Source organism: Mesorhizobium sp. WSM3866, assembly GCF_002294795.1.
GTDB lineage: Bacteria > Pseudomonadota > Alphaproteobacteria > Rhizobiales > Rhizobiaceae > Mesorhizobium.
In genome coordinates, this window is the sequence record NZ_NSGC01000007.1 from 178861 (window position 1) to 199434 (window position 20574).

A 20574-nucleotide genomic window follows, 5' to 3' on the forward strand; every position below is an offset into this window, starting at 1 on the left:
GTCTACCGCGCGTACTTGTCCGCCTTCCGATTGCCCAGCAGCAGCTTGCGCTCCAGGTGCGCGCGCAGCTCGCCGTAATAGGCGGTGAGGAATGCCCTTGAATCGACCGGCTCGACCCTGGCGCCGATCTTGCGGCCTATCGTTTCCGCCACCGCTTTCATCGCGAAATAGTCGTCGCGGCGCAGCACTTCCTCCAGCTTGTGCAGCTCGGCGATGCCATAGGCGTCGAGCTGCGCGGCGCTGAACTGGAAGCGGGTCGCGACCGGATCCTTGCGCAGCGACAGATCCTCGAGCAGTGCCACCTTCGGCGCCTCGACCACCCAGGTTCCGGCGAGCAGGTCGCCAATCCGCAGCCGGTCGCGGTTGAAGAGCGGGAATAAGGAGAACAGCAGCGTCCACACCAGGCCGAAGATGGTCGACAGCGTGTCGGCGACGCCGGCGCTGCCGCGCGCCGCCAGGATCGACAGCGGCAGGAACACCTCGATCTCGCGCATCAGGTTGCGCGCGATGACCTGGTCGAGGCTGAGGCCGGCGCCGCTGCGCGAAGCGACGCGGACGCCGACCATCCGCTTGCCGGGCGTCGCCGCCCGCCGGCCCGCCTCGAAGGCGATGAAATAGACGTTGCGCAGCAGGAAGATGAAGATGATCCAGACGATGAAGAGCGGTTCGGCGTCCTTCACGCCGAGCCCGCCCAGGCCGAAGATCGCGACAAGGCTGACCGCGACGGCGGCGACGACGATGATCACCACATCGAGCAGGAATCCCGAAGCCCGCGTCCCGGCATCGGCCAGCTTGACGCGCAGGTCCACGCCCTCCGGCGTGACCAGCGGGCGCACCAGCGCGGCGGGATTCCTAGCCGTTGCCATGCCGCACCATCCGGAACAGGTAGAAATAAGAAATCCAGAGCGCCAGCATGCCGCCGCCGATCGAATAGCGGGCGATATCGCTTGTGATCGTCTGCCGGCCGATGCCTTCGAGCAGGCCGGCAAACAGCAACATCACGACGACGCCGACCATCGCGGTCGCCGCCACGCGGCCCGCTCGTGAGGCCGCGGCCATGCGCGTCAGCTCGCCGGGAAAGGCGATGCTGGTGCCGATGCGCATGCCGGCCGCGCCCGCGATGGCGATGGCGAAAAGCTCCGTCGTGCCGTGGATCGACAGCCAGCCGCCGAGCTCGAAACCGAGCCTCTTGGCGGCATAGATCTGGAAGATGGCGCCGAGCATGCAGCCATTCATCAGGATGATCAGCACGCTGGGCACCGCGAAGGCGAAGCCGAGCGCGAAGGCCAGGATCGACACCTGCGTGTTGTGGGTGAAGAGATAAGCGGCGAAGCCCGAGAGAAAGTGGTCGCCGCCGCCATAAAGCACGCTGCGCAGCATCTCGGCCGACGAATCCGGATTGCGCCCGCCGGCGAGGCTCGGCGCGATGATGGCGTCGTACCAGCGCTTGTCGGAGGCGACCAGCCAGTACCCGGCAATGGCGCCGATCACCGTCAAGGCGACCGATGCCCACACCTCGCGCCACAAGTCGCGGATCGCCGCCGGCCAGTCGTGCAGGAAGAAGTCGCCGATGCGCGTTCTCAAGGATCGCCGCGCGCCATAGAGGTAAAAATAGCCGCGCAGGCAGAGCGCTTCGAGGTAAGCAATCAGTGCGCTGTCGAGCGAAGTGGCTCGCGCCACCGAAAGCGAGGACAGTGCCGAGCGGTAGAGGAGGGGCAGTGACAGCAGCTCCTCTTCCGACAGCGCGCGCGGCGCGCGCTTCTCGACGCGGGCAAGCAGTGCCTCGAACGCCTTCCAGTCGGCCTCGCGCTCCTGGCGGAAGCTTGCCAGCGACTGGCGCACGGCATCGGTGCCGGCGGGCAGCGTCATAAGAGGTTTTCCTCCTTGAGCTGGATATAGCGCTCGACCAGCGCCGGGCCGAGCCGCTGGTGGTCGGCCTCGATGACATGCGCGCCGAGCAGCCTGAGCCTGCCGATCACCACCTGCCGCTGTCTGAGCAGGTCGCCGGCGGTGACCGCGCGGGCCACGTCCTCCGGGGCGGTAGGCGCCATATCGGCCAAAGTCTCCAGCTCGACATCCTTCATCAGCATGAACAGCACCAGATGCCGCTCGGTCAGCCGCCCGACGGTGCGCAGCATCAGCTCGGCGCTGATCGGGTCGACGAAATCGGTGAAAACGATGACCAGTGAGCGCCGGTCGAGCTTCGCGGCGAGCGTCGTCAGCGCCAGGGTGAAATTGGTCTCCTCGGTCGAATAGTCGATCTCGGCGGCGCGCTTCTGGATCATGGTGAAGCTCGGCGAGCCGCGCACGGCGCCGCTGGAAACGCGCGGCCTGGCGTCGAAAGAAAACAGGCTGACGAGGTCGCCGCCCTTGAGCGCAATGAAGGCGGACAACAGCGCCGCCGTCACGGCCCGGTCGACCTTCGGCACGCCCTCGACCGGCTCGCACATCAGCCGCCCGCTATCGATGGCTAGAACGATGTTGTTGTTCTCTTCGATGCGGAATTCGCGGGCAAGCAATTTGCCGTGGCGGGCGCTGCGCTTCCAGTCGATCATGCGCCGGCCCATGCCGGGCTGGTAGTCCTTCAGCGCCTCGAACTCGCGGCCCTGGCCGGCGCGCTTCTGCGCATGGCCGTCGGCAAGAGCGGAGCGCTGCAGCAGCGTGATCGCCTCGTCGCGGGCGCGGCTGACATCGGGCAGCACCGCTATCTTGCGCTCCACCGGCAGCACGGCCTGGTTCCAGATCAGCCCGAACGGCCCTTGCCAGCGCAGCCACAGCCGATCGAAGCTGGCGATGCCGCGCCGAATGGCGTCGAATTCGAGATCGAGCGTGCCGCCATTTGCCGGCAGTGTGCCGCCCGTGCCGTTGACCGGCGCCAGCCGCTGGTCATGCCCGACGCGCGCCTGCAGCCGGCGCGTTCGCGCCCCGAGACCGGCCGCGATGTGCAGCGTGAAACGTCCGCCGACGCCGACCTGCGGCGGTGCGGTGAGCGTGGCGCTGAGCGACGCGCGTCCGCGCCCGGCCGCCGCGTCGACCGCCAAGAAGGCAAGCAAAGCGCAAATCCAGAGCAGCCCGAGATACCAGACATGCGGCAGCGCGAGCGCGATCAGGAAGGCGGGAATCGCTCCCGCCGCCGCCGCCCATACCGCTCTGCCGCTCGGATAGATCAACGCGGCGCTTCCGTCTGGTCGACCAGGTCGGACACGATCTGCTCGACCAGCCGTCCGTCGATCTGCGCCGCCGGCGAGAGGATGACGCGGTGGCGCAGCGCCGGCACGGCTAAAGCCTTGACGTCGTCGGGGATGACATAGTTGCGGCCGTCGAGCGCCGCCCGGGCTCGCGCCGCGCGCGCCAGCATGGCGCCGGCGCGAGGACTGGCGCCGACCTCCAGATCCGGGCTTTCGCGCGTGCCGCGGACAAGGGCCGCGATGTAGCCGACGACGTCGTCGACCAGCGTGACGGCGCCCACTGTGGCAAGCGCCGCCTCCAGCGTCTTGCGGTCGGTCTGCGCCTTGATGCCGTATTGCTCGATATTGTGCGAGGCGGAGCCGCCGCCGTGGTGGATGATGATGGCACGTTCTTCCTGCGCGTCCGGATAGCTGACCCGGTGCTTGAACAGGAAGCGGTCGAGCTGGGCCTCGGGGAGCGGATAGACGCCTTGATGCTCGATCGGGTTCTGCGTCGCCACGACCATGAAATTCTTGCCGAGCGAATGGGTCGTGCCGTCGAATGTGACAGCGTGCTCCTGCATGGCTTCGAGCAGTGCAGCCTGCGTCTTCGGCGGCGTGCGGTTGATCTCGTCGGCAAGCAGCAGATCGCAGAAAATCGGGCCGCGCGTCAGCGTGAACTGGCCGGTCTGGAAATTGTAGATGTTGGCGCCGACGATGTCGCCGGGCATCAGGTCGGGCGTGAACTGGATGCGCCCATAGGCGACGCCGAGCGCCTGCGCGAAGCAGCGCGCGGTCATGGTCTTTGCGGTACCGGGCGGACCTTCGAGCAATATATGCCCGCCGGCGAACAGCGCCGTCAGCATCAGATCGACCGTGTCGCGCTGCCCGGTGATCGCTTTAGCCACCTCTTCCCTGATCGCGCTCGCCAGGGCTTTCACTTCATCGACGTTCACCGAGCCTCCTTGCCGTCCAGTCATGCAGCTCTTCCGCTGCTTCATGCATTGCGGCCAATGTGTTGGAACCGTTCGCAGCCTTGAACCGTGCGGTGAAGCCGTTCGCCTCATTTTTGTCGCGGGAATCCAGCCAGCGGTCCAGCGCTTCACCCTGCAGCCCGTGCGGCGCGCCAAGCAGCGCGGCGGCGCGCTGGCGCATCAGCGCGGCATAGCGGTCGCCGAGTTCCTGCAGCCGTCCTGCCCGCTTCAGGAGCATTGCCGTGGTGTCGACCAGCGCCTGCTTGCCGAAGGCGATGGCGCGACCCTCGGTGCGTGGCGGCCCGAAGCGGCCGAGCCCGTGCAGGAAGGCGAGGGCAGCCGCCACCAGCACCGACAGCGTCAGCGCCAGGAAGGGCGGTTCGACCAGGAGCTTGCCGAGATCGTAGTTCTGGCCGATGCCGTGAAGCGTCAGGTCGAACATAACCGCGCCCTTGGCGGGCTCCAGCATGGCGATCATGTCGAGTGCCGCTGCCGCCTTTTGCGGATCCTTCAGCGCCGCGTTGTTGATGAGATCGGGATCGGTCAGGATGTAGAAGGGTTCGCTGTCGAGTTCGGTGAGAACAGCCTTGCCGTCACCCGCCGCAATCAGCGGATGATTGTCGGCTACCCATTGCAACTCCTCGGGCACGGCGATCTTGCGCCCCTCTACATCGATCCGATCGACCGATGGCTTGCCGTCGCCGAGCTTGGCCTTGGCGAGGCGACCGAGCCAGTCGTTGACCGCCGTTGCGGGCAGCCGCTCGACTTTCGTCTCCCAGCCCTCCTGGCCCGGCTGCGGAAAGGTGACCCATTTGGGCAGCACGAAAAGCGTGTGCTTGCCCAAGCGGAGCTTGATGATGCGCTGAAGCGCCGCCGGGTCGCTGTTGGGCGCGATGGTGACGATCAGCAGGAATGTGGATGCCAGGGGAGATTGCAGATCCTTCTCCCCGCGCGCCATGGGCGGCGCCTGCCCGTTGGTGAGCTTCAGCCATTCCACGAGCCCGGCATAGCCGGTGCCGCCCTTGGAGAGCGGTGTTGCGCCGCCCTCGGGCTGACGAAAGTCCGGAGCGTAGGTCGAGAGCAGGAAGAATCCGGCGGCCGCGAGCAGGCTGGCGAAGATGCCCCAGAACAGCGTCCTGCGGCTGAACGGCTCTTGTGCCTCTGTCGCCTCCGCGCTCATGCCCAGGCATCCCGGAAGGCAAAGCGCTCATAGGCGCCGCGCGCCTGCTGCCAGCCCTCGGCGCCGACCGGCCGGCGAGCGAACAAGGCAGCCTCGACGATGCGCGCGATCTCACTGAAGGCAGCGCGGGGGCGAGACGGGATGGAACCTGCGGCGGCGATCTCGCGCGCGGTCAGCGACGGGCGCAGGAAGTCGGGCAGGCGGCTGGCGATGTCGGCAACGCTGCGCCGGAGCAGCAGATGCACCGCCTCGTCATAGTCGCCGCGCGCGGCGAGCGCATCGGCTTCGGAGAGCAGGATCTGAGCCGCGCCGGCATCCGGGCGCCATTCCTCCTGCGCCTCCGCCTCCTTGCTCACGCGCCGCCACGGCAGCCGCCAGGCGATGCCCTTCGCCTCGAGCACGAGCAGGAACACGATGATTGCGACGCCGATGATCACCGCGCCCCAGAACAGATAGATCATGTAAGGGCCTAGCTTTGCCAGGGCTTCCAGAAAAGGCTTCAGCCATTCCGGCGGCTCCGGCCGCACCAGCCCCGGCAGGTCAAACTGGATCGAATCGTCAGCCAGCAGCTGCTTGTGCATCTTGGCCAGCCATTCGGCGTCCGCTGTGGCCGGCTGTGCCGCTGTCACCAACTCGCTCCCCTGCTACCCACGGGTTCGACACTGGCAATACCGCAGGACAATTGCAAGTGATTGGACGCGTCTCGTCAATACTGGCAGATTTGCTTTGGGGCGATAGGCTGGCGTGGAGCGGCCAAGCAGGGGAGGGCGTCATGACTTCAGCCGCGTTGGTACGGCAGGAGAAGTATCAGATCGGCCGAGTGTTCAACAACACTTTCTCCGTGATCGGTCGTAATATTGTACTCTGCGTTGGTCTTGCGGCGCTGTTTTCAGGACTACCGCAACTGGTCACCCAGCTCGTGCGTCTAAATCCCCATCCTGGAAATCCGGCGAATTTCGCCGCGGCTATCACGAACCACAAGCTCGGCTTCATCGTTGGAATTGCGGTCATTGTAATACTCTATCTCGTTCTTGCGGTTCTGTTGCAGTCGAGCCTCGTCCGGGTGGCGATCGAGGACATGAACGGCAAGAAGCCGACTTTCGGCGATTCCATCGCAACAGCGATCCGCTTCCTGTTGCCCACGGTCGCCATAGGTCTGCTTGTAGCGCTCGGCGTTGGCGCGGCCTCGATTGCCTTGCTGGTGCCTGGGATTATCCTCGGGCTCGGCTGGTCGGTGGCAATACCGGTGCTCATTCAGGAGCGCTTGGGCGTTTTCGGCTCGATGTCGCGCAGCCGCGCCCTGACCAAAGGCAGCCGCTGGGCTCTGTTTGGCCTTTTCGTGATCCTGGTCATCATGGGGCTTCTGATGCAATCCATAACCGGAGTGGTCGTTTATCTATTCCATGGCATCGTCGCCGCCGTCGTGGCCGCCATGGTCCAGAGCATCGGCTCGATGGTGGGTTCCGTCGCAGCCGCCGTCAGCTATGTCGAACTGCGCCAGGTCAAGGAAGGCACCGGCGTCGATGAACTGGCGGAGATATTCTCGTAGTCTGGGATGCTGGCGAGGCCGGCCGAAGTGCTGGTGAGCGGCAGCCCCCGCTGAGAGCCTGCCTGTCCTGCAAAATCGCCTTCCTGGCCTCAAATCAGAGCGCGACCGTGAGCTTTTGCTGCAGTCGGCGGTTCTGGCTGACACCGGGAATACCCGAAACAATTGCAAGTCCACTGGACGGGGCCCGCCGTTCTTGGCAGATTTACTTTGAAGTTGCCGAATTGGATTCGGCAGCGGCTCGGGGGAAAGCTATCATGACCACTGCGACATTGGGACGACCAGGCAGATTCGAAATCGGCAGGGTGTTTAACAGCACTTTTGCCGTCATCACGCGCAACATAGGACTCTGCGTCGGGCTTGGGCTTTTGTTTGCCGGCCTGCCGACGCTGCTCATCAGGTTATGGACCCAACCGCAGATGGAAGCGGTGATGAATGGCGATCCGAGTGCCATGGCGGATCCGAACGCGGTGCTGCGCAACTCCTATCTCAGCATCCTCGCGGGATTGATTTCCTTCGTCTTCACGCTGCTGCTCCAGTCGTCGCTGGTGCGGGCAACAATCGAGGATCTGAACGGAAGGCGGCCATCGTTCGGCGACAGCGTGCAGATTGCCATCCGCTTCCTGTTGCCGACGCTTGCGATCGGCCTGCTCGTCGGCATCGGCTCTGCGCTTGCTATGATCGCGCTGATCGTTCCCGGCATCATCCTGTGGCTCGGCTGGTCGATGTCGGTTCCCGTTCTCATCCAGGAGCAGTTGGGCGTATTCGGCTCGATGTCGCGCAGCCGAGCGCTGACCAAAGGCAATCGCTGGTCGCTGTTCGGCCTCTTCCTCGTCCTGGTCATCATCGCGATGGTCATCCAGTGGGGGATCCTGGTGGTGCTGCTTCTCTTCGGCGGGATCCTCGCCGAACTGGGCGCCGCCGTGGTGCAGGCCGTCGTCTCGATGGTGCTCTCCGTTGCCACCGCGGTCAGCTATGTCGAACTGCGCCAAGTCAAGGAAGGCACCAGCGTCGACGAATTGGCGAAAATCTTCTCTTAGCAACGGCCTGGCCGCCTTCCACTTTGAGGGCGGCCGCCCGCTGTCTCAACGACAACAGCAGTGGTCTGCCTGCACGCTCGTGCGGCAGAGGCATGACGATGTGATCGGCACGTCCGCCTTGGTCAGCGCCAAAGCAAGTTTCGCCTGCAAGCCCGGCAGCTCCTCGCTCTCGCGGCGCCCCTTCAGGCATTCGACCAGCCCGTCCAGCGCCCAGACATTGTCCGGATGCTGGGCGCAGCGCTGCACGGCGCCGCTGAGGCCCAGATCGTCGCGATCGGTCCTGGGAGGAATCAGGACTCGAGCCAAACCGTCTCGAAATGCTGCTCGAGCGCCTGGTGCTGCTCGCAGCCATGCACGCCCTTGCGGTAGGTGCGGTAGACCGAGCGCCAGTAGGGCTGGATGATGATGCCGGAGTCGCGCAAATTCTGCTCGATCTTGGCCATGATCTCCTTGCGCTGGGCGGCATCCGGGGTCGCAAGTGCTTTATCGAGAAGCTCGTCGAACTCCTTGTTCGAATAAGCGCTTTCGTTCCAGGCCGCGCCCGATTTATAGGCCAGCGCCAGCACCTGGACGCCGAGCGGACGGCCGAGCCATTCGGTGCAGGAGTAGGGGAACTTGCTCCAGTCGTTCCAGAAGGTGGCGGCCGGCAGCACGGTGCGCTTGATCTTGAGGCCGGCCTCGCGGATCTGGGCGGCGATCGCGTCGGCGGTGCTCTTTTGCCATTCGATGTCGACCGAGATCAGCTCGTATTCGTGCTCGGCCTTGCCGGATTCGGCCAACAGCTTCTTCGCCGCGTCGACATCGCGCTTGGCAGGGCCGATATCGGCGAATTCGGGATGCATCGGTCCGACATGGTGGTTATCGGCGGGCTTGCCCCTGCCGTCGAGGCCGAGCTTCAGCACGGCCGCATTGTCGACGGCAAGCTGGGCGGCACGGCGCACCTTGACGTCGTCATAGGGCGCGTTGCCGACATTGAAGCGCGCGACGATGGTCGAGCCGGTCGCGATCTCAGAATTTTCGAGTCCCATCTGCTCGGTCTGCGACACGGCGTCCGAGGCGGTCTCGTGGTCGGTGTCGATCTCGCCGGATTCGAAGGCCGACAGCATGGCGTTGGGATCGGAGCCGTAGTCGACCCACTTGATGCCGTCGAGATAGAACTCGCCCTTCCACCAAGGCTTGTCCTTGCGCTTCACCTCCGCACCGGTCTCGGCGTCCCAACTCACCAGCTCGCACGGGCCGGTGGTGATGGCCAAAGCCTTCTTCGGATCGGCATCGCCTTCATAGGAGCGGTGCATGATCAGCGCCGGATAGTCGGCCATGCCGGCGATCAGCGAGATGTCGGGCTTTGGCAGGTTGAGCTTGACGGTGTAGTCGTCGACTTTCTGGATGCCGCCGTCGACCGGCTTCTTGGTGTCGGCGTTGACCAGCGCGCCCATGCGCGCGGCGACCGAATTGCCGGCGACCGAGGCATCGCACCAGCGGTTGAGGTTGTGGATCACGTCGTCGGCGTTGAAAGTGTCGCCGTTCGACCAGGTGATGCCTTTGCGCACGTGAAGCGTGATCGTCTTGGCGTCGTCGCTGGTCTCCCAGTTTTCGAGCAGCCAGGGCTCGAAGGTGAAGTCGGTTTTCCAGCGCACCAGATATTCGTTGCAATGGCGCGCCACATTCGACATCTCGACGCCATCGAAAGTGCGCGGATCCTTGAAGCCCTTCACGTTCATGGCGACGCGCAGGACCCCGCCGCGCTTCGGCTCCTCGGCCCGAGCGGGCGAGGGAGTAAGGCCGCCCAGCGCCAGCGCGCCGGCGGCGCTGACGCCCAAGCCGGCCATAAGCGCCAGATACTCGCGCCGGCTGATCGCGCCCTTCTTGAAATCACCCGCGGTCGGCTTTGCCCGCGGGTGCAGTTTTCTGTCGGTCAGCATGAATTTCATTGTCGTTCCCTCTATTGTTGGTGCAGGTCGCCCGCGCGGCGGCTTTTGGCGGCAACGACCTGCACGAAACCCAGGGGCGCCCCCCTGCCGTCAGGCGCGGAGGCGGATACGGCCGCTGGGCGCCGTTGCCTGCGAGGGGATCATAGGTCCGCTTTCCGCGACGAAATGTTTGGTTTTCCGCAATTCTTGTGCGCTGTTCCGCAGGCTAAAGTTGGCTGACGCGCATAATTGCTGCGCCTTGCCGGGCGGCTGGGTCTCCGGTCTTCGCGGTCAGAGCTCTGCGTAAAGTTGCGCCGCATTCTCGAAGGTGAAGCGCAGCGGCACCGATCCCTCGACCTGCCACACGCTCACCGTGTCGCCTGCCATCAGCCGGCAAGCGTCGAGCGTGTTGGTCACGGCGCCGCCATAGAGGCGGTTGGCGAGGTTGAGGATGCCGGTCTGGTGCATGGCGCTGCTGCCGCTGCCGCAGGCATCCTTGACCAAGAGCACGCGAAAACCGTGCGCCACCGCGTCCTTCACCGTGGCGTCGATGCAGGCTTCGGTCCACACGCCGGCAATCACCAGCCATTCGATGCCGGCTGCTTCGAGCTTGTCGCCAAAATCGTTCTTGCCGAAGACGCTGGCTTCCTGCTTGACCAGAGTGGCTTCGCCGTTTTGCGGCGCCACTTCATGGCAGATCGCCGTCAGCGGATCGTCCTTGTCGGAGAAGGCCGACTTGCCGCTCTCGTCGAGCGGATGGAACGGCCGCGCCTCGGCGAGGTCGACGATATAGGCCCAATGATAGAGCGGCACGAAATTGCGCCGCGCCGCCTCCTGCAGGCGTTCGACGTTGGCGAGGATGTCGGCAAAGCCCTCGACCAGATAGCGTTTGTCCTTGCGATGCTCCTCCTGGAGATCGATGAACACCGCGGCCACCGTGCCGCGCCGGATGGAAATGGGGGATTTCATGCGGATGCTCTCAAAGGGGTGCGGCGGCGCGTCGGAATGTGCCGCAGCGTATCAGCTTCGTCATTCCAGCGCGAAGCAGCCGCGAAGCGGCGTCGCGAAGACCCTGGAATCCATTCCGTTACCTTGACCGAAGAGTGCGGCCCAACAGAATTCTGCACCGTTGCGGCGCTCGGACGTAACGGAATGGATCCTAGGGTCTGCGCCGCGTCGCTTCGCACCTTGCTTCGCCCGAGGATGACGACGACATGAGTGCTGCGGCCAATCTCGAACGCCTGCGACAACGTATGGGCGGCGCCAACACAGCGTATCGGCGTCAAACCGCTCATTCCAGAAACTCATCCTCATAAGGAAACCGCGAAAGCAGCTCGGTCCCCGTTTCGGTAATGAGAATCTCGTCCTCCAGCTTGACGCCCTCGCGGCCGCCTTTCTCGCCGATATAGCTTTCGACGCTCACCACCATGCCCGGCACGATCATGCCGTCGCGGCCGTACGTCTCGTAATCCATCGCGTGGGCGATGAAGGGCGTCTCGCCATGCATGCCGACGCCGTGCATGACCGAGGTATAGCGCTGGTCGACGAAGCGGTCCGGGATTTTCCAGGCCCTCTCGGCGATCTCGCGGAAGGCCATGCCGGGTTTCACGATGGAAATGTTGTGCTGCACCTGGTCGTGCGCCATGCGGTAGAGCGATTTCTGGTAGGGCGTCGGCTTGCCCGGGCCGCAGCGGAAGGTGCGTGAGAAGTCGGAATAATAGCCGTAGCAGCCGATGGTGTCGGTATCGAGCGCGACCAGCTCGCCCGGCCTGATCTTGCGGCCGCTCGCCTCGTTGAACCACGGATTGGTGCGCTGTCCTGAAGTCAGCAGCCGGGTCTCGATGAACTCGCCGCCCTGGCGGATCACCTCGTGATACATAATGGCGAAGAGCTCGTTTTCGGAAACGCCGGGCTTGATCGCCTCGCGCACGGCGGCCACCGCGGCTTCGGCTCCGGCCATGGAAGCCTGCAGGCATCTCACCTCCTCCGGCGTTTTCACCGCGCGCACGGCAAGAATCTCGCCCTGGCAGTCCTTCACCTCGCAGCCGCGCTTTTCCAGAGCCACCGCCTGCAGATGGCTGCAGCGGTCGAGGCCGAGCTTCATCGAGCCGCCGCCATGCCTCTTCAGAAGCTCGGTGATCTCGTCGGCGAACGGCCCCGCCGTCTCGTCGTCGCGACCGGAGACGGAGGACCAGACGAGCTTGGAAGGACGCGCCTCGTCGATCGTGTCGAGCACCATCGAGACATGGTAGCTCTGCGGATATTCGAACAGCACGATTGGCCCATCGGTCGGGATGAAGAAGTAGCGGGTCGAATTGCGCAGGAAATAGCCGAACATGTTGCGCGAGCCGGTGGCGTAGCGCTGGTTATAGGGGTCGAACAGCACGACGCCGCCATAGCCCGCCTCGCGCATCCAGGCGCGCAGTTTGGCGAGCCGCCCCTTGCGCAGAGCGTCAGCGTCGATGAAGGACGGCTCGGTGTCGGAGAGCCACATGCCGCCGGCGGGATCGGCCGCGGCCGGATGGCGCATGCGGTCCTTGAAGTCCACATCCTCGGTGCTGTCGGGATCGAAAACGACGATGCTCATGGGTGCCTGGCCTTGAGTAGGTTGTAAATGCCGACCATGGCGCAGGAGGGGAGAAGGTATTGTGCGGAAAGCCGCTCATGCTGTGCCGGATGCCGCTGGCCGTGTGGAACTGCAACCGCTAAAATTCTGCTCGATGCCTCATCAGCTTTGAGACTTTGTGGTAAAGTCGCTGAATAATCTGGTATTGCGGACCACACCGTGGATTATCGAATAGCGCTTGGCCCCTTATACATCCTGCTTTTTTTCAGCTTCTGCCTTCTGGCCTATATTCAGCCGATTCTGCATTGGCTGGCCGACGATTTTGGCAACACAACCATGCTCGCATGTCTGGCGGCATATTTCGGCATTATCGTCGGATTGGTTTGGGCTATCAACAAAATCAACAAAGCATTCCCGACATTGGACCTTCCGCCTTCTTCCAATCGCCAAGGGGTGATCTGGGATGTCGCGGCGACCTATGAAGAGGCAAGGCCCAACGTCGCCGCCGAGAAATCGCCGCCTGTCAAAGTCCGGTCGGAAACTGGCAAACCGGACGTTGAACTCTGATCCTACCGCCGCCGCATCGCCTTCGGCGCCTGCCCATGCTCCTCCTTGAAAGCCCGCGCGAAACTCGACATCGAAGCAAAACCGCAGGCCAGCGCAACATCGCGCACCATCAGCGTCGAATGCGCCAGCAGATCGGCGGCGCGCTTCAGCCTGAGCCGCCGGTAATAGCCGTTCGGCGAGATATCCAGCTCGGCGCGGAAATTGCGCTCGAGCTTGTCGGGCGAGACCCCAAGCCGCTCAGCCAGCTCCGCCATGCCGAGCCGTTCCTCGACCGCGTCCTCCATGATGGCGATCGCCGACAGCACCAGCTCGTTCTGCACCCCGGTGCGCAGGCGCAGCGGCATCAGCTTGCGGTCGACGCTCGACCGCAGGGGAGAGTGCACGAACCATTCCGCGACACCAGCGGCAAGCTCTGCGCCGTAGTCGCGCGTGATGATCTCCAGCATCATGTCGAGGCTGCCGACGCCGCCGGCCGAGGTAAAACGCTTGCGGTCGATGACGAAGAGATCGCGCCTGAGCTCGATGTCGGGAAACGCCTCGGTGAAAGCGGCCTGGCTGGTCCAGTGCAAGGTGCAGGCATGGCCGTCGAGCAGGCCGGCGCGGGCGAGGAAGAACGCCGCATCCGCCACCGCGCCGATATGCGCGCCACCGCGCAGGCTTTTGCGGATCCAGCTCATCGCCTCGTCGGCCACGACATGGTCGGCATCGCCGCCCGAGCAGACGACGATGCGATCGACCTTCGGTGCGTTGGCGGCCGAGAAGCCGGGCTGGATGACGACGCCGTTGGAGGCTTCGACCGTGCCCTGATCCGCGCCGACGATCACCCATCGGTAGCAGTCGCGCTTCGCAAGAATGTTGGCGCCGCGCAGCGGCTCGATGACAGAAGAAAACGCCATCATCGGAAAGCCGGGAAAGACCAGCACCGCAAAGGTGAGCGGGGTCTCGCCTGCCTCCGGCTGCGCGCGGTCGCGTTTTCGGTTGGCGAGAATGGCGCTCACGACTTGTGTATTTCCCGCGCGCAGCATTGGTGGCAGATAAGGCCAAACTGTAGCGGGCGCTTCAGCGCCTTAGCAACGGAGAAACGACCAGGATGTTTGCGGCAACGGCCCTCGACACGAGCAACAAGCCGGCCTTCTACGATGAGCTGGCCAGGCAATTGAAAGCGCTGCTGGAAGGCGAGCGAGACTCGATCGCCAACGCCGCCAACACCTCGGCGCTCATCTACCAGATGGTGCCCGACCTCAACTGGGCGGGTTTCTATTTCCTTCAATCCGACGAAGAGCTGGTGCTCGGCCCCTTCCAGGGCAAGCCGGCCTGCGTGCGCATAGCGGTCGGCAAGGGCGTCTGCGGCACGGCGGTCGATCTCGATATGTCGATGCTGATCAAGGACGTGCACGATTTTCCCGGCCACATCGCCTGCGATGCCGACTCGCGCTCGGAACTGGTCGTGCTCTTGCGCGACGACGAAGGCATCTTCGGCGTGCTCGATCTCGACAGCCCGCTGCCAGGCCGCTTCGACAAGGAAGACCAGGCCGGCATCGAGAAGCTTGCCGCGATCTATGTGGCCGCCAGTTCCTTTGAGGACTGAACTCTTAGCGGACTGCGGTACGGCTCCGCCGCTGGCTCAACGACCCTGTCTTGCGTTGCCATACGCGCGTCGTTATCTCTGGCGGAATATGACGCTCGCCAAGCGCGCCGAAGGGAGAAGATATGTCGCACAATCTGCAGTTCTATATCGAAGGCGTGTGGGTCGATCCGGTGGTGCCGAACAATTTCGACGTCATCGATCCGTCGAACGAAGACGCCTTCGCGCAGATCTCGCTGGGCACCAAGGCCGATGTCGACAAGGCGGTCGCTGCCGCCAGGCGCGCCTTCGCTACTTTCGGCTTCAGTGAAGTCGAGGAGCGCCTCGACATCCTCAACCGCGTCATCGAGGTCTACAAGAAGCGCAGCAAGGACCTTGCGCTCGCCGTCTCGCGCGAGATGGGCGCGCCGCGCCAGATGGCGCTGGACAGCCAGGTCGGCGTCGGCCAGGCGCATCTGGAGAAGATGGCCGAGGTGCTGAAGACCTTCCAGTTTCGCCATGTCAAAGGCTCCTCGCTGATCGTCAAGGAGCCGATCGGCGTCGTCGGCCTGATCACGCCCTGGAACTGGCCGCTCAACCAGATCACCTGCAAGGTCGGCCCGGCGCTCGCCGCCGGCTGCACCATGGTGCTGAAGCCGTCGGAGATCGCGCCGCTCGACGCCATCATCTTCGCAGAGATCATGGACGAGGCCGGTGTGCCGAAGGGCGTCTTCAACCTGGTCAACGGCGATGGCCCAACTGTCGGGCAGGCTTTGGCCAGCCATCCGGATGTCGACATGATGTCCTTCACCGGCTCGACGCGGGCCGGCATCCTCGTCGCCAAGGCGGCCGCCGACACGGTGAAGCGTGTGCATCAGGAGCTCGGCGGTAAATCCGCCAACATCCTGTTCCCCGACGTCGATCTGCAAAGGGCGGTGACCAAGGGCGTGGCCGGCTGCTTTGGCAATAGCGGCCAGTCCTGCAACGCGCCGACCCGCATGTTCGTGCCGCGCGACCGGCATGACGAGGCCGCCGGCTATGCCAGGACGGCGGCGGAGAAACTCACCGTCGGGCCGGCCGACGCGCCGGGAACGAAGCTCGGCCCGGTGGTAAGCCAGCTGCAGTTCGACAAGATTCAAGACCTGATCCAGAGCGGCATCGACGAAGGCGCGACCCTGATCGCTGGCGGCCCCGGCCGTCCGGCCGAGCTCAACCGCGGCTACTATGTCCGCCCGACCGTCTTCGCCAACGTGACGCACGACATGCGCATCGCGCGCGAAGAAATCTTCGGGCCGGTGCTGTCGATCATGCCTTACGACACGGTCGAGCAGGCGATCGAGCTGGCCAACGACACCGTCTTCGGCCTCGCCTCCTACATCCAGGCCAAGGACATCGAGAAGGCGCGCCAGGCCGCGGCCCGCATGCGCTCCGGCAACGTCTATATCAACTATCCGACGTGGGACGCCGGCCTGCCCTTCGGCGGCTACAAGCAGTCCGGCAACGGCCGCGAATATGCCGAATACGGTCTCGAGGATTTTCTGGAGATCAAGGGCATCGCGGGATACGCGGCGGCGGAGTAGGCGGAGCAGAGGCCGGCGCAGGCAGATAGGGAAAGGGCGCGATCTCGGCTTCGCCATTTGCCATGAGCCGCTTGCCGCGACAGCCGATCAGCTCTTCCTCGCCGCCTTCTTACCCGCGCCTTGCCTCGATGATGCCCACCATGGCGCGGGTGAATTCGACCACGCTGTTTGCCGTGATGGCGGCATTGTCGGGGCTCTGGCCGATTTGCTCGGCTGCTCCGCAGCACGAGCGGCGGATGAGGTCGTAATGAGCAAGTCTTTCATCGTCCGGCAACGCCGCCAGGTTCAAGGCTCGACGGTGAAGCATGCGCAACAGCTGCGCCAGCGCTGTTTCGACACTCATGCGTTTGGCTCCGCATCGGTCGAACGTCTCGGCACATAAAGCGCCGGATCGTCGATCAGGGGGCGGTTCTCGTCCCCGATCCGGCAAGGCTGCGCCTTAGTCGTTAATACATCGTTGATCGCTAATATGATCGGCGAAGCCTTTGGGGCGGATTCCCGGATGCTATCGGATGCGGCGGAGGCAGATCATCCCCGCGCGGTACGGCTAACATCCTCGACATTTCAAAATCTAACGATCGGCAAAATGCACCAGTAAGGATGCTTGGTAAGGGTTGATTCAACCCTTGCTGGTATGTAAAAGGTGGCGGCTCCGGCCAGGGGTAGGGTTGCCTGAAAGCCGGAGCCGCCTGCGCGGCCGATGGGTAGTGTCCGCGCTGTCCCAGAATAGGACAGCGCGGTCTACGATTCGTTAATTCGCTAATATATCGTCGTATGGGAAGCTCGCGGACAGCGATGCCGGCAAACGACATATCCCAAGCAATTGAATTCTCACACGAAGTTCTAGCTGCAAATCTGGATTCGAACCAGGACCGGCGGAGTTAATAGTCCGCTGGTCTACCCGTTCCCTATCACCAGCAAACGCTGCCAGCTCCCAGATAAGATCCACCATGTCTTTGGCCTTGTTTTCGGGGGGCGTTGGGATCGAGTAGGGATGGTGATGGGGTCGACAGACCGGCCCGGCCGTCATCCTGAATGATGATTGCATCGATGCACTTCGTCGCCCAATGCTCAAGCCCTTTGCCATGGTTAACGAGTCATGGGCCGGCGGGACCTTCATAAAGACTTTGCTAATATTAGAAAGAAGACAAGCCGTTCAGCGGAACAAGCCTCGCTGAACGCAGTTCGGTGCGACGTGGCGTCGGCTATTGCCGTCGCGTTGGGAGACAGCAGCGCAAGCGAACCCGACAGGAAGCCAAGCCTTCGCAAGGCCTCTCGCGAGCTGCCAAGAAATGAGTGGAACATCACCCAGGTGCGCAATGACTACCTCCAAACACATTTCAGCGTTCGACCTCGATCAGTTGCGAGAAGCCTTCAAGCAATTGACTCGCGAGCAAGGTATCACAGTCGAAGAACGGGACGTATACGCCCAGCTTTTCCTGAAGCAGACCTGCGCCCCAGTTTTTCCGCTCGGGCCTGAACGGCGGCCGGTTCAGGCTTCGAGTTAGCTTGGTGTGCCGCATCGACGGTTGCGGGTCCACGGCAGCTTCCCGCAAAGTCCGGCGACACACTTGCGCCAAGCCAGGCTTGTCCGTCGAGATCATGGCCCGAACGCCGCTGCAGCTCTGCGATAGATCACCAGATGGTGGGCCGGGGGGCCCCCAACTGATCTGGACGCCCTATGAAGCGGCGCTAAATCAAGCCGATGCGGGTTGCGTTCAGTATATTTACTTTTCTTTTTTGCACCGCCTCTCTTCAGGCCCAGGAGTGGCAGCCGTTTGGGGTCCGGCAACTGGGCTTCACATTCGATGTTCCGCCTGGTTTCGTCCTCACCCAGCATTCGGATCAGGGTGCTGCATTCCAAGGCGAACAAGACGCGTTTCTTGCCGTGTGGGGCGCCAGACTTGGAAGAGCCAGCTTTCGGGCCGAGATCGAGCATCGCATGCTGGAAGACGAAAAGGCCGGCTGGAAGTTGACGTACCGGCGCCTGACCTCGACCTGGGCCAGCTATTCAGGGATCAACAACGGCGAGATCCGATATGTTCGCGCCATCAGGGTCTGTGATGACCGCGCCGCGCTTTTCACGATCAACTACAGCAGATCGGAGAAAACGCCTTATGATCGGATCATTGTGCGAATGGTAAGATCCCTAAGGGCCGAAGGCTGCTAGCCTTAGGCCCAGGGTGGGTTTCGATCTGCATTGCCGGCATGCCCTGATGCTATTTTTTACGAGCGACACGCATTTCAATGATGCCCGCATCCTGCGGATTGACCGGCGGCCTTTCGCATCGCTTGCCGAACATGACGAAGCGCTGATCTCTTTCTGGAACGAGACCGTCACGCCTGACGACGAGGTCTGGCATCTTGGCGACTTCGCGCGCCACGGCAAAGCAGGCGGGGAGGCACTTCTGTCGCGCCTCAATGGGCGCAAGAACCTGATCATCGGCAACAATGACCCGGACGAAACGACCGCCGCCGACGGATGGGCCAGTATTCAGCATTACGCGGAACTCAGGTTCAATGGGGTGCTTCTCATCCTGTGCCACTATCCGTTCCGCACCTGGAATCAGATGGGCAAGAAGTCGATCAATTTGCACGGTCACTCGCATGGGAAGCTTAAGCCGCTTCCACGCCAGTACGACGTTGGCGTAGATGCTTGGAACTTTCGGCCGGTCCCGCTTCCAGCATTGATCCAAAAAGGCGGTGCCCGGGCGCAAGCTTCGCTAGCTTAAAGTAGGTCAGCCGGCCAGCGAGAGCATCAGGGGCGGCCGTTCTTTTGGACCGCGCTAACCGAACACCCGAGTCCTTCATCATCGACGGCGAGATGATCACGCGGGATCCCGACGGACGGCCGAACTTCCATGCCATCCATTCGCGCATGACCTGGAACGCCCAGGCTCGCCTTCGTCGCTTTCGACCTTCTCTCCTCAACGGCGAGCACATTCGTGCTCTGCCGCTGATCGAGCGCAAGGCGAGGCACTGGAAACTGATCAAACCGTAAGACGGGGCGCTCACACGGCGCGATCCGGCGCGAAGACCGAGATCGCCTTTGGGTGAACCTTGAAATGGGCCGGTGTCGACGTGACGATCTCGCCATCGGTGTTGACCGGCATCGCCTTCCGCGTCTCGATGTCGAACTCGACGCACCTGGCCGTGCGCACCTCACGCCATGCGCCATGCGTTCCAGAACGGAAAGAGCGGAGCATCAGCGCCAGCTTCCAGAGGTTCGTCATTTCCAAGCTATAGAGATCGAGATGTCCGTCATCGATCTCGGCCGTTTCTTCCACGACGTTGCCGCCGCCGTAGTGCCGACCGTTTCCAACCGCGATCTGGTAGGTTTCCACCTCGATCGCCGCGCCTTTCTCGGTAATCTTCGCGTGAAACCGCGCGGCCCGGGTCAACACTTTCATCGCCGCCAGCGCATAGCCCAGCCTGCCGAAGCGCTTCTTCAGTGCGGGGTCAAGACCCTGCGCCAGTTCGGTGCTGAGTCCGATACTTGCGACATTGAAAAAGGCATGACCGTTGACCGTCCCGACATCGATCAGTCGGGTTCGGCCTCGCGCGATCACATCGGCGGCCTGCAGGAGATCCATCGGAATGTTGAGCGTACGAGCAAGGTCATTCGCCGTCCCCATAGGAATGATGCCCATCGGCAGGCCGCTTTCCATGATCGCCGTCGCCGCCGAGGACACCGAACCATCACCACCGCACACGACCACAAGATCGGCCATATGGCGTAAGCGAACGATGTCTCGAGCGATTTCAGGCAACGCCTCGAACATCTCAACAGTGACGGAAAGCCGACCTCGCCCCAGCCGCTCCACAATTGGCGCGAGCATCTCCTGGCCGCGCCGAGCCTTGGGATTGAGGAGCAGCAACGCGCGCCTTTTGGCTGCTTCGCTCATTCAAAGATCGGTCCGACTGATCATGGCTCAACGCAAATAGGGTGGCTGCTTCCGGATTTCGACCGCAAACCGACGCGAAACATCACGCCTGCCCGCCTATGGCGCGCGGTTTCTAAGCGACAAGCGCGCCTGCGGCGTCGGATCATTCGCGGCCAAAAGGTCCACATTGGCTATGGCGAAGCGCTTTCTTGAGAAGGCGGGCTGAAGCGATCCGCTTTCTGCAGTAGTACTCCCGAGGAGCGAGAGAGCCTCTTTGGCTAGTGAAGTTTGTCCTTGGAAGGTTTGGCGGCCGACTCGCTTCTTTAAGCGCTTGCTCCAGCTCCAGCCCGATCATGGGCTCGGGAATCGCAATCACGTCATTCCGGTATCGTCGAGACCTTCGCTGCCCGTGGACACCCGTCGGTGCCTGTCTCTTCCGCATCGAAGCTGGCCCCCTCAGCGAGATCGTTGTCCGTCACCTTTTCGTCCCTCGAATGAAAGGCGACGAGATACGCTGGCCCGCCGAGCCGGAAATGACGGCAAAACCAAGCTCTGGTTCCCTCGTGGCTCCTCTGTCCACCCCTCGGGCGGGACTC

The 20574-nt window shown here is 63.3% G+C and carries 22 protein-coding genes and 1 pseudogene; 8 read left to right on the forward strand and 15 right to left on the reverse strand.

Annotated features, from left to right (window positions below; genetic code table 11):
* Positions 1 to 2: 2 nt before the first annotated feature.
* From CK222_RS17660 to CK222_RS17685, 6 genes are read right to left on the reverse strand one after another with little or no spacing between them, the layout of a single operon-like run.
* Positions 3 to 866 carry an RDD family protein gene (locus tag CK222_RS17660; protein WP_095801239.1) on the reverse strand — a complete coding sequence of 288 codons (864 nt, stop codon included), beginning with the start codon at positions 864 to 866 and terminating at the stop codon, positions 3 to 5.
* A complete protein-coding gene (locus CK222_RS17665) occupies positions 853 to 1869 on the reverse strand; it encodes a stage II sporulation protein M (protein WP_095801240.1) in 1017 nt (338 codons plus the stop codon). The genes CK222_RS17660 and CK222_RS17665 overlap by 14 nt, the downstream gene beginning before the upstream one ends.
* A complete protein-coding gene (locus CK222_RS17670) occupies positions 1866 to 3170 on the reverse strand; it encodes a DUF58 domain-containing protein (RefSeq protein WP_095801241.1) in 1305 nt (434 codons plus the stop codon). The genes CK222_RS17665 and CK222_RS17670 overlap by 4 nt, the downstream gene beginning before the upstream one ends.
* Positions 3167 to 4123 carry a MoxR family ATPase gene (locus CK222_RS17675; RefSeq protein ID WP_067000979.1) on the reverse strand — a complete coding sequence of 319 codons (957 nt, stop codon included), beginning with the start codon at positions 4121 to 4123 and terminating at the stop codon, positions 3167 to 3169. Before CK222_RS17675 ends, CK222_RS17670 begins: the two co-directional genes overlap by 4 nt.
* Positions 4110 to 5321 (reverse strand): hypothetical protein, encoded by a 1212-nt coding sequence (locus tag CK222_RS17680; protein WP_095801242.1) that lies wholly within the window; start codon positions 5319 to 5321, stop codon positions 4110 to 4112. The genes CK222_RS17675 and CK222_RS17680 overlap by 14 nt, the downstream gene beginning before the upstream one ends.
* The gene (locus tag CK222_RS17685; RefSeq protein ID WP_095801351.1) at positions 5318 to 5950 is read right to left on the reverse strand and encodes a DUF4129 domain-containing protein; all 633 of its coding nucleotides are present in this window, start codon (positions 5948 to 5950) and stop codon (positions 5318 to 5320) included. The genes CK222_RS17680 and CK222_RS17685 overlap by 4 nt, the downstream gene beginning before the upstream one ends.
* 143 nt (positions 5951 to 6093) lie before the next feature.
* On the opposite strand from CK222_RS17685, the gene CK222_RS17690 reads away from it, so the two are divergent.
* Positions 6094 to 6870, forward strand: a complete 777-nt coding sequence (locus CK222_RS17690) for a hypothetical protein (protein WP_095801352.1) — start codon at positions 6094 to 6096, stop codon at positions 6868 to 6870.
* Positions 6871 to 7124: 254 nt separating this feature from the next.
* Positions 7125 to 7907, forward strand: coding sequence for a hypothetical protein (locus CK222_RS17695; protein ID WP_095801243.1), 783 nt, complete (start codon positions 7125 to 7127; stop codon positions 7905 to 7907).
* A 45-nt stretch (positions 7908 to 7952) separates the two neighbouring features.
* Here CK222_RS17695 and CK222_RS17700 read toward each other — a convergent pair.
* The 5 genes and pseudogenes from CK222_RS17700 to CK222_RS17715 all read right to left on the reverse strand — a co-directional run.
* Positions 7953 to 8180: pseudogene (locus CK222_RS17700) on the reverse strand (hypothetical protein); the annotation flags it as partial.
* A 17-nt stretch (positions 8181 to 8197) separates the two neighbouring features.
* On the reverse strand, positions 8198 to 9838 hold the full coding sequence (locus tag CK222_RS17705) for an ABC transporter substrate-binding protein (RefSeq protein WP_095801244.1): 1641 nt from the start codon (positions 9836 to 9838) through the stop codon (positions 8198 to 8200).
* 270 nt (positions 9839 to 10108) lie between these two features.
* On the reverse strand, positions 10109 to 10786 hold the full coding sequence (locus tag CK222_RS17710) for an isochorismatase family protein (RefSeq protein ID WP_067329902.1): 678 nt from the start codon (positions 10784 to 10786) through the stop codon (positions 10109 to 10111).
* On the reverse strand, positions 10783 to 11112 hold the full coding sequence (locus tag CK222_RS31680) for a hypothetical protein (protein ID WP_141247075.1): 330 nt from the start codon (positions 11110 to 11112) through the stop codon (positions 10783 to 10785). The genes CK222_RS17710 and CK222_RS31680 overlap by 4 nt, the downstream gene beginning before the upstream one ends.
* Positions 11109 to 12404: a Xaa-Pro peptidase family protein gene (locus CK222_RS17715; protein ID WP_095801245.1), complete on the reverse strand. Its 1296-nt coding sequence runs from the start codon at positions 12402 to 12404 to the stop codon at positions 11109 to 11111. The genes CK222_RS31680 and CK222_RS17715 overlap by 4 nt, the downstream gene beginning before the upstream one ends.
* Positions 12405 to 12602: 198 nt before the next feature.
* Between CK222_RS17715 and CK222_RS17720 the strand changes: the two genes are divergently transcribed.
* Positions 12603 to 12950 (forward strand): hypothetical protein, encoded by a 348-nt coding sequence (locus CK222_RS17720; RefSeq protein ID WP_067329908.1) that lies wholly within the window; start codon positions 12603 to 12605, stop codon positions 12948 to 12950.
* A gap of 2 nt (positions 12951 to 12952) precedes the next feature.
* On the opposite strand, the gene CK222_RS17725 is transcribed toward CK222_RS17720, so the two are convergent.
* The gene (locus tag CK222_RS17725; protein WP_245433081.1) at positions 12953 to 13849 is read right to left on the reverse strand and encodes a GlxA family transcriptional regulator; all 897 of its coding nucleotides are present in this window, start codon (positions 13847 to 13849) and stop codon (positions 12953 to 12955) included.
* Positions 13850 to 14040: 191 nt separating this feature from the next.
* Here CK222_RS17725 and CK222_RS17730 point away from each other — a divergent pair, with 191 nt between their 5' ends.
* Positions 14041 to 14538 (forward strand): GAF domain-containing protein, encoded by a 498-nt coding sequence (locus CK222_RS17730; protein WP_067000588.1) that lies wholly within the window; start codon positions 14041 to 14043, stop codon positions 14536 to 14538.
* A gap of 122 nt (positions 14539 to 14660) precedes the next feature.
* Complete coding sequence (locus CK222_RS17735; RefSeq protein WP_095801246.1) at positions 14661 to 16094, forward strand: aldehyde dehydrogenase family protein; 1434 nt, start codon at positions 14661 to 14663, stop codon at positions 16092 to 16094.
* A gap of 109 nt (positions 16095 to 16203) precedes the next feature.
* Here the strand turns inward: CK222_RS17735 and CK222_RS17740 are convergent, their stop codons facing one another.
* Complete coding sequence (locus CK222_RS17740) at positions 16204 to 16437, reverse strand: hypothetical protein (protein ID WP_067329916.1); 234 nt, start codon at positions 16435 to 16437, stop codon at positions 16204 to 16206.
* A 997-nt stretch (positions 16438 to 17434) separates the two neighbouring features.
* The gene (locus CK222_RS17745) at positions 17435 to 17698 is read right to left on the reverse strand and encodes a hypothetical protein (protein ID WP_095801247.1); all 264 of its coding nucleotides are present in this window, start codon (positions 17696 to 17698) and stop codon (positions 17435 to 17437) included.
* Between the two features lie 101 nt (positions 17699 to 17799).
* On the opposite strand from CK222_RS17745, the gene CK222_RS17750 reads away from it, so the two are divergent.
* From CK222_RS17750 to CK222_RS17760, 3 genes are read left to right on the forward strand one after another with little or no spacing between them, the layout of a single operon-like run.
* On the forward strand, positions 17800 to 18264 hold the full coding sequence (locus CK222_RS17750; protein WP_067329922.1) for a hypothetical protein: 465 nt from the start codon (positions 17800 to 17802) through the stop codon (positions 18262 to 18264).
* Between the two features lie 46 nt (positions 18265 to 18310).
* The gene (locus CK222_RS17755) at positions 18311 to 18826 is read left to right on the forward strand and encodes a metallophosphoesterase (protein ID WP_067329925.1); all 516 of its coding nucleotides are present in this window, start codon (positions 18311 to 18313) and stop codon (positions 18824 to 18826) included.
* Between the two features lie 44 nt (positions 18827 to 18870).
* Positions 18871 to 19095 carry a hypothetical protein gene (locus tag CK222_RS17760; protein ID WP_067329928.1) on the forward strand — a complete coding sequence of 75 codons (225 nt, stop codon included), beginning with the start codon at positions 18871 to 18873 and terminating at the stop codon, positions 19093 to 19095.
* A gap of 10 nt (positions 19096 to 19105) precedes the next feature.
* Here the strand turns inward: CK222_RS17760 and CK222_RS17765 are convergent, their stop codons facing one another.
* A complete protein-coding gene (locus tag CK222_RS17765) occupies positions 19106 to 19999 on the reverse strand; it encodes a lipid kinase (RefSeq protein WP_067329930.1) in 894 nt (297 codons plus the stop codon).
* Between the last annotated feature and the right edge of the window lie 575 nt (positions 20000 to 20574).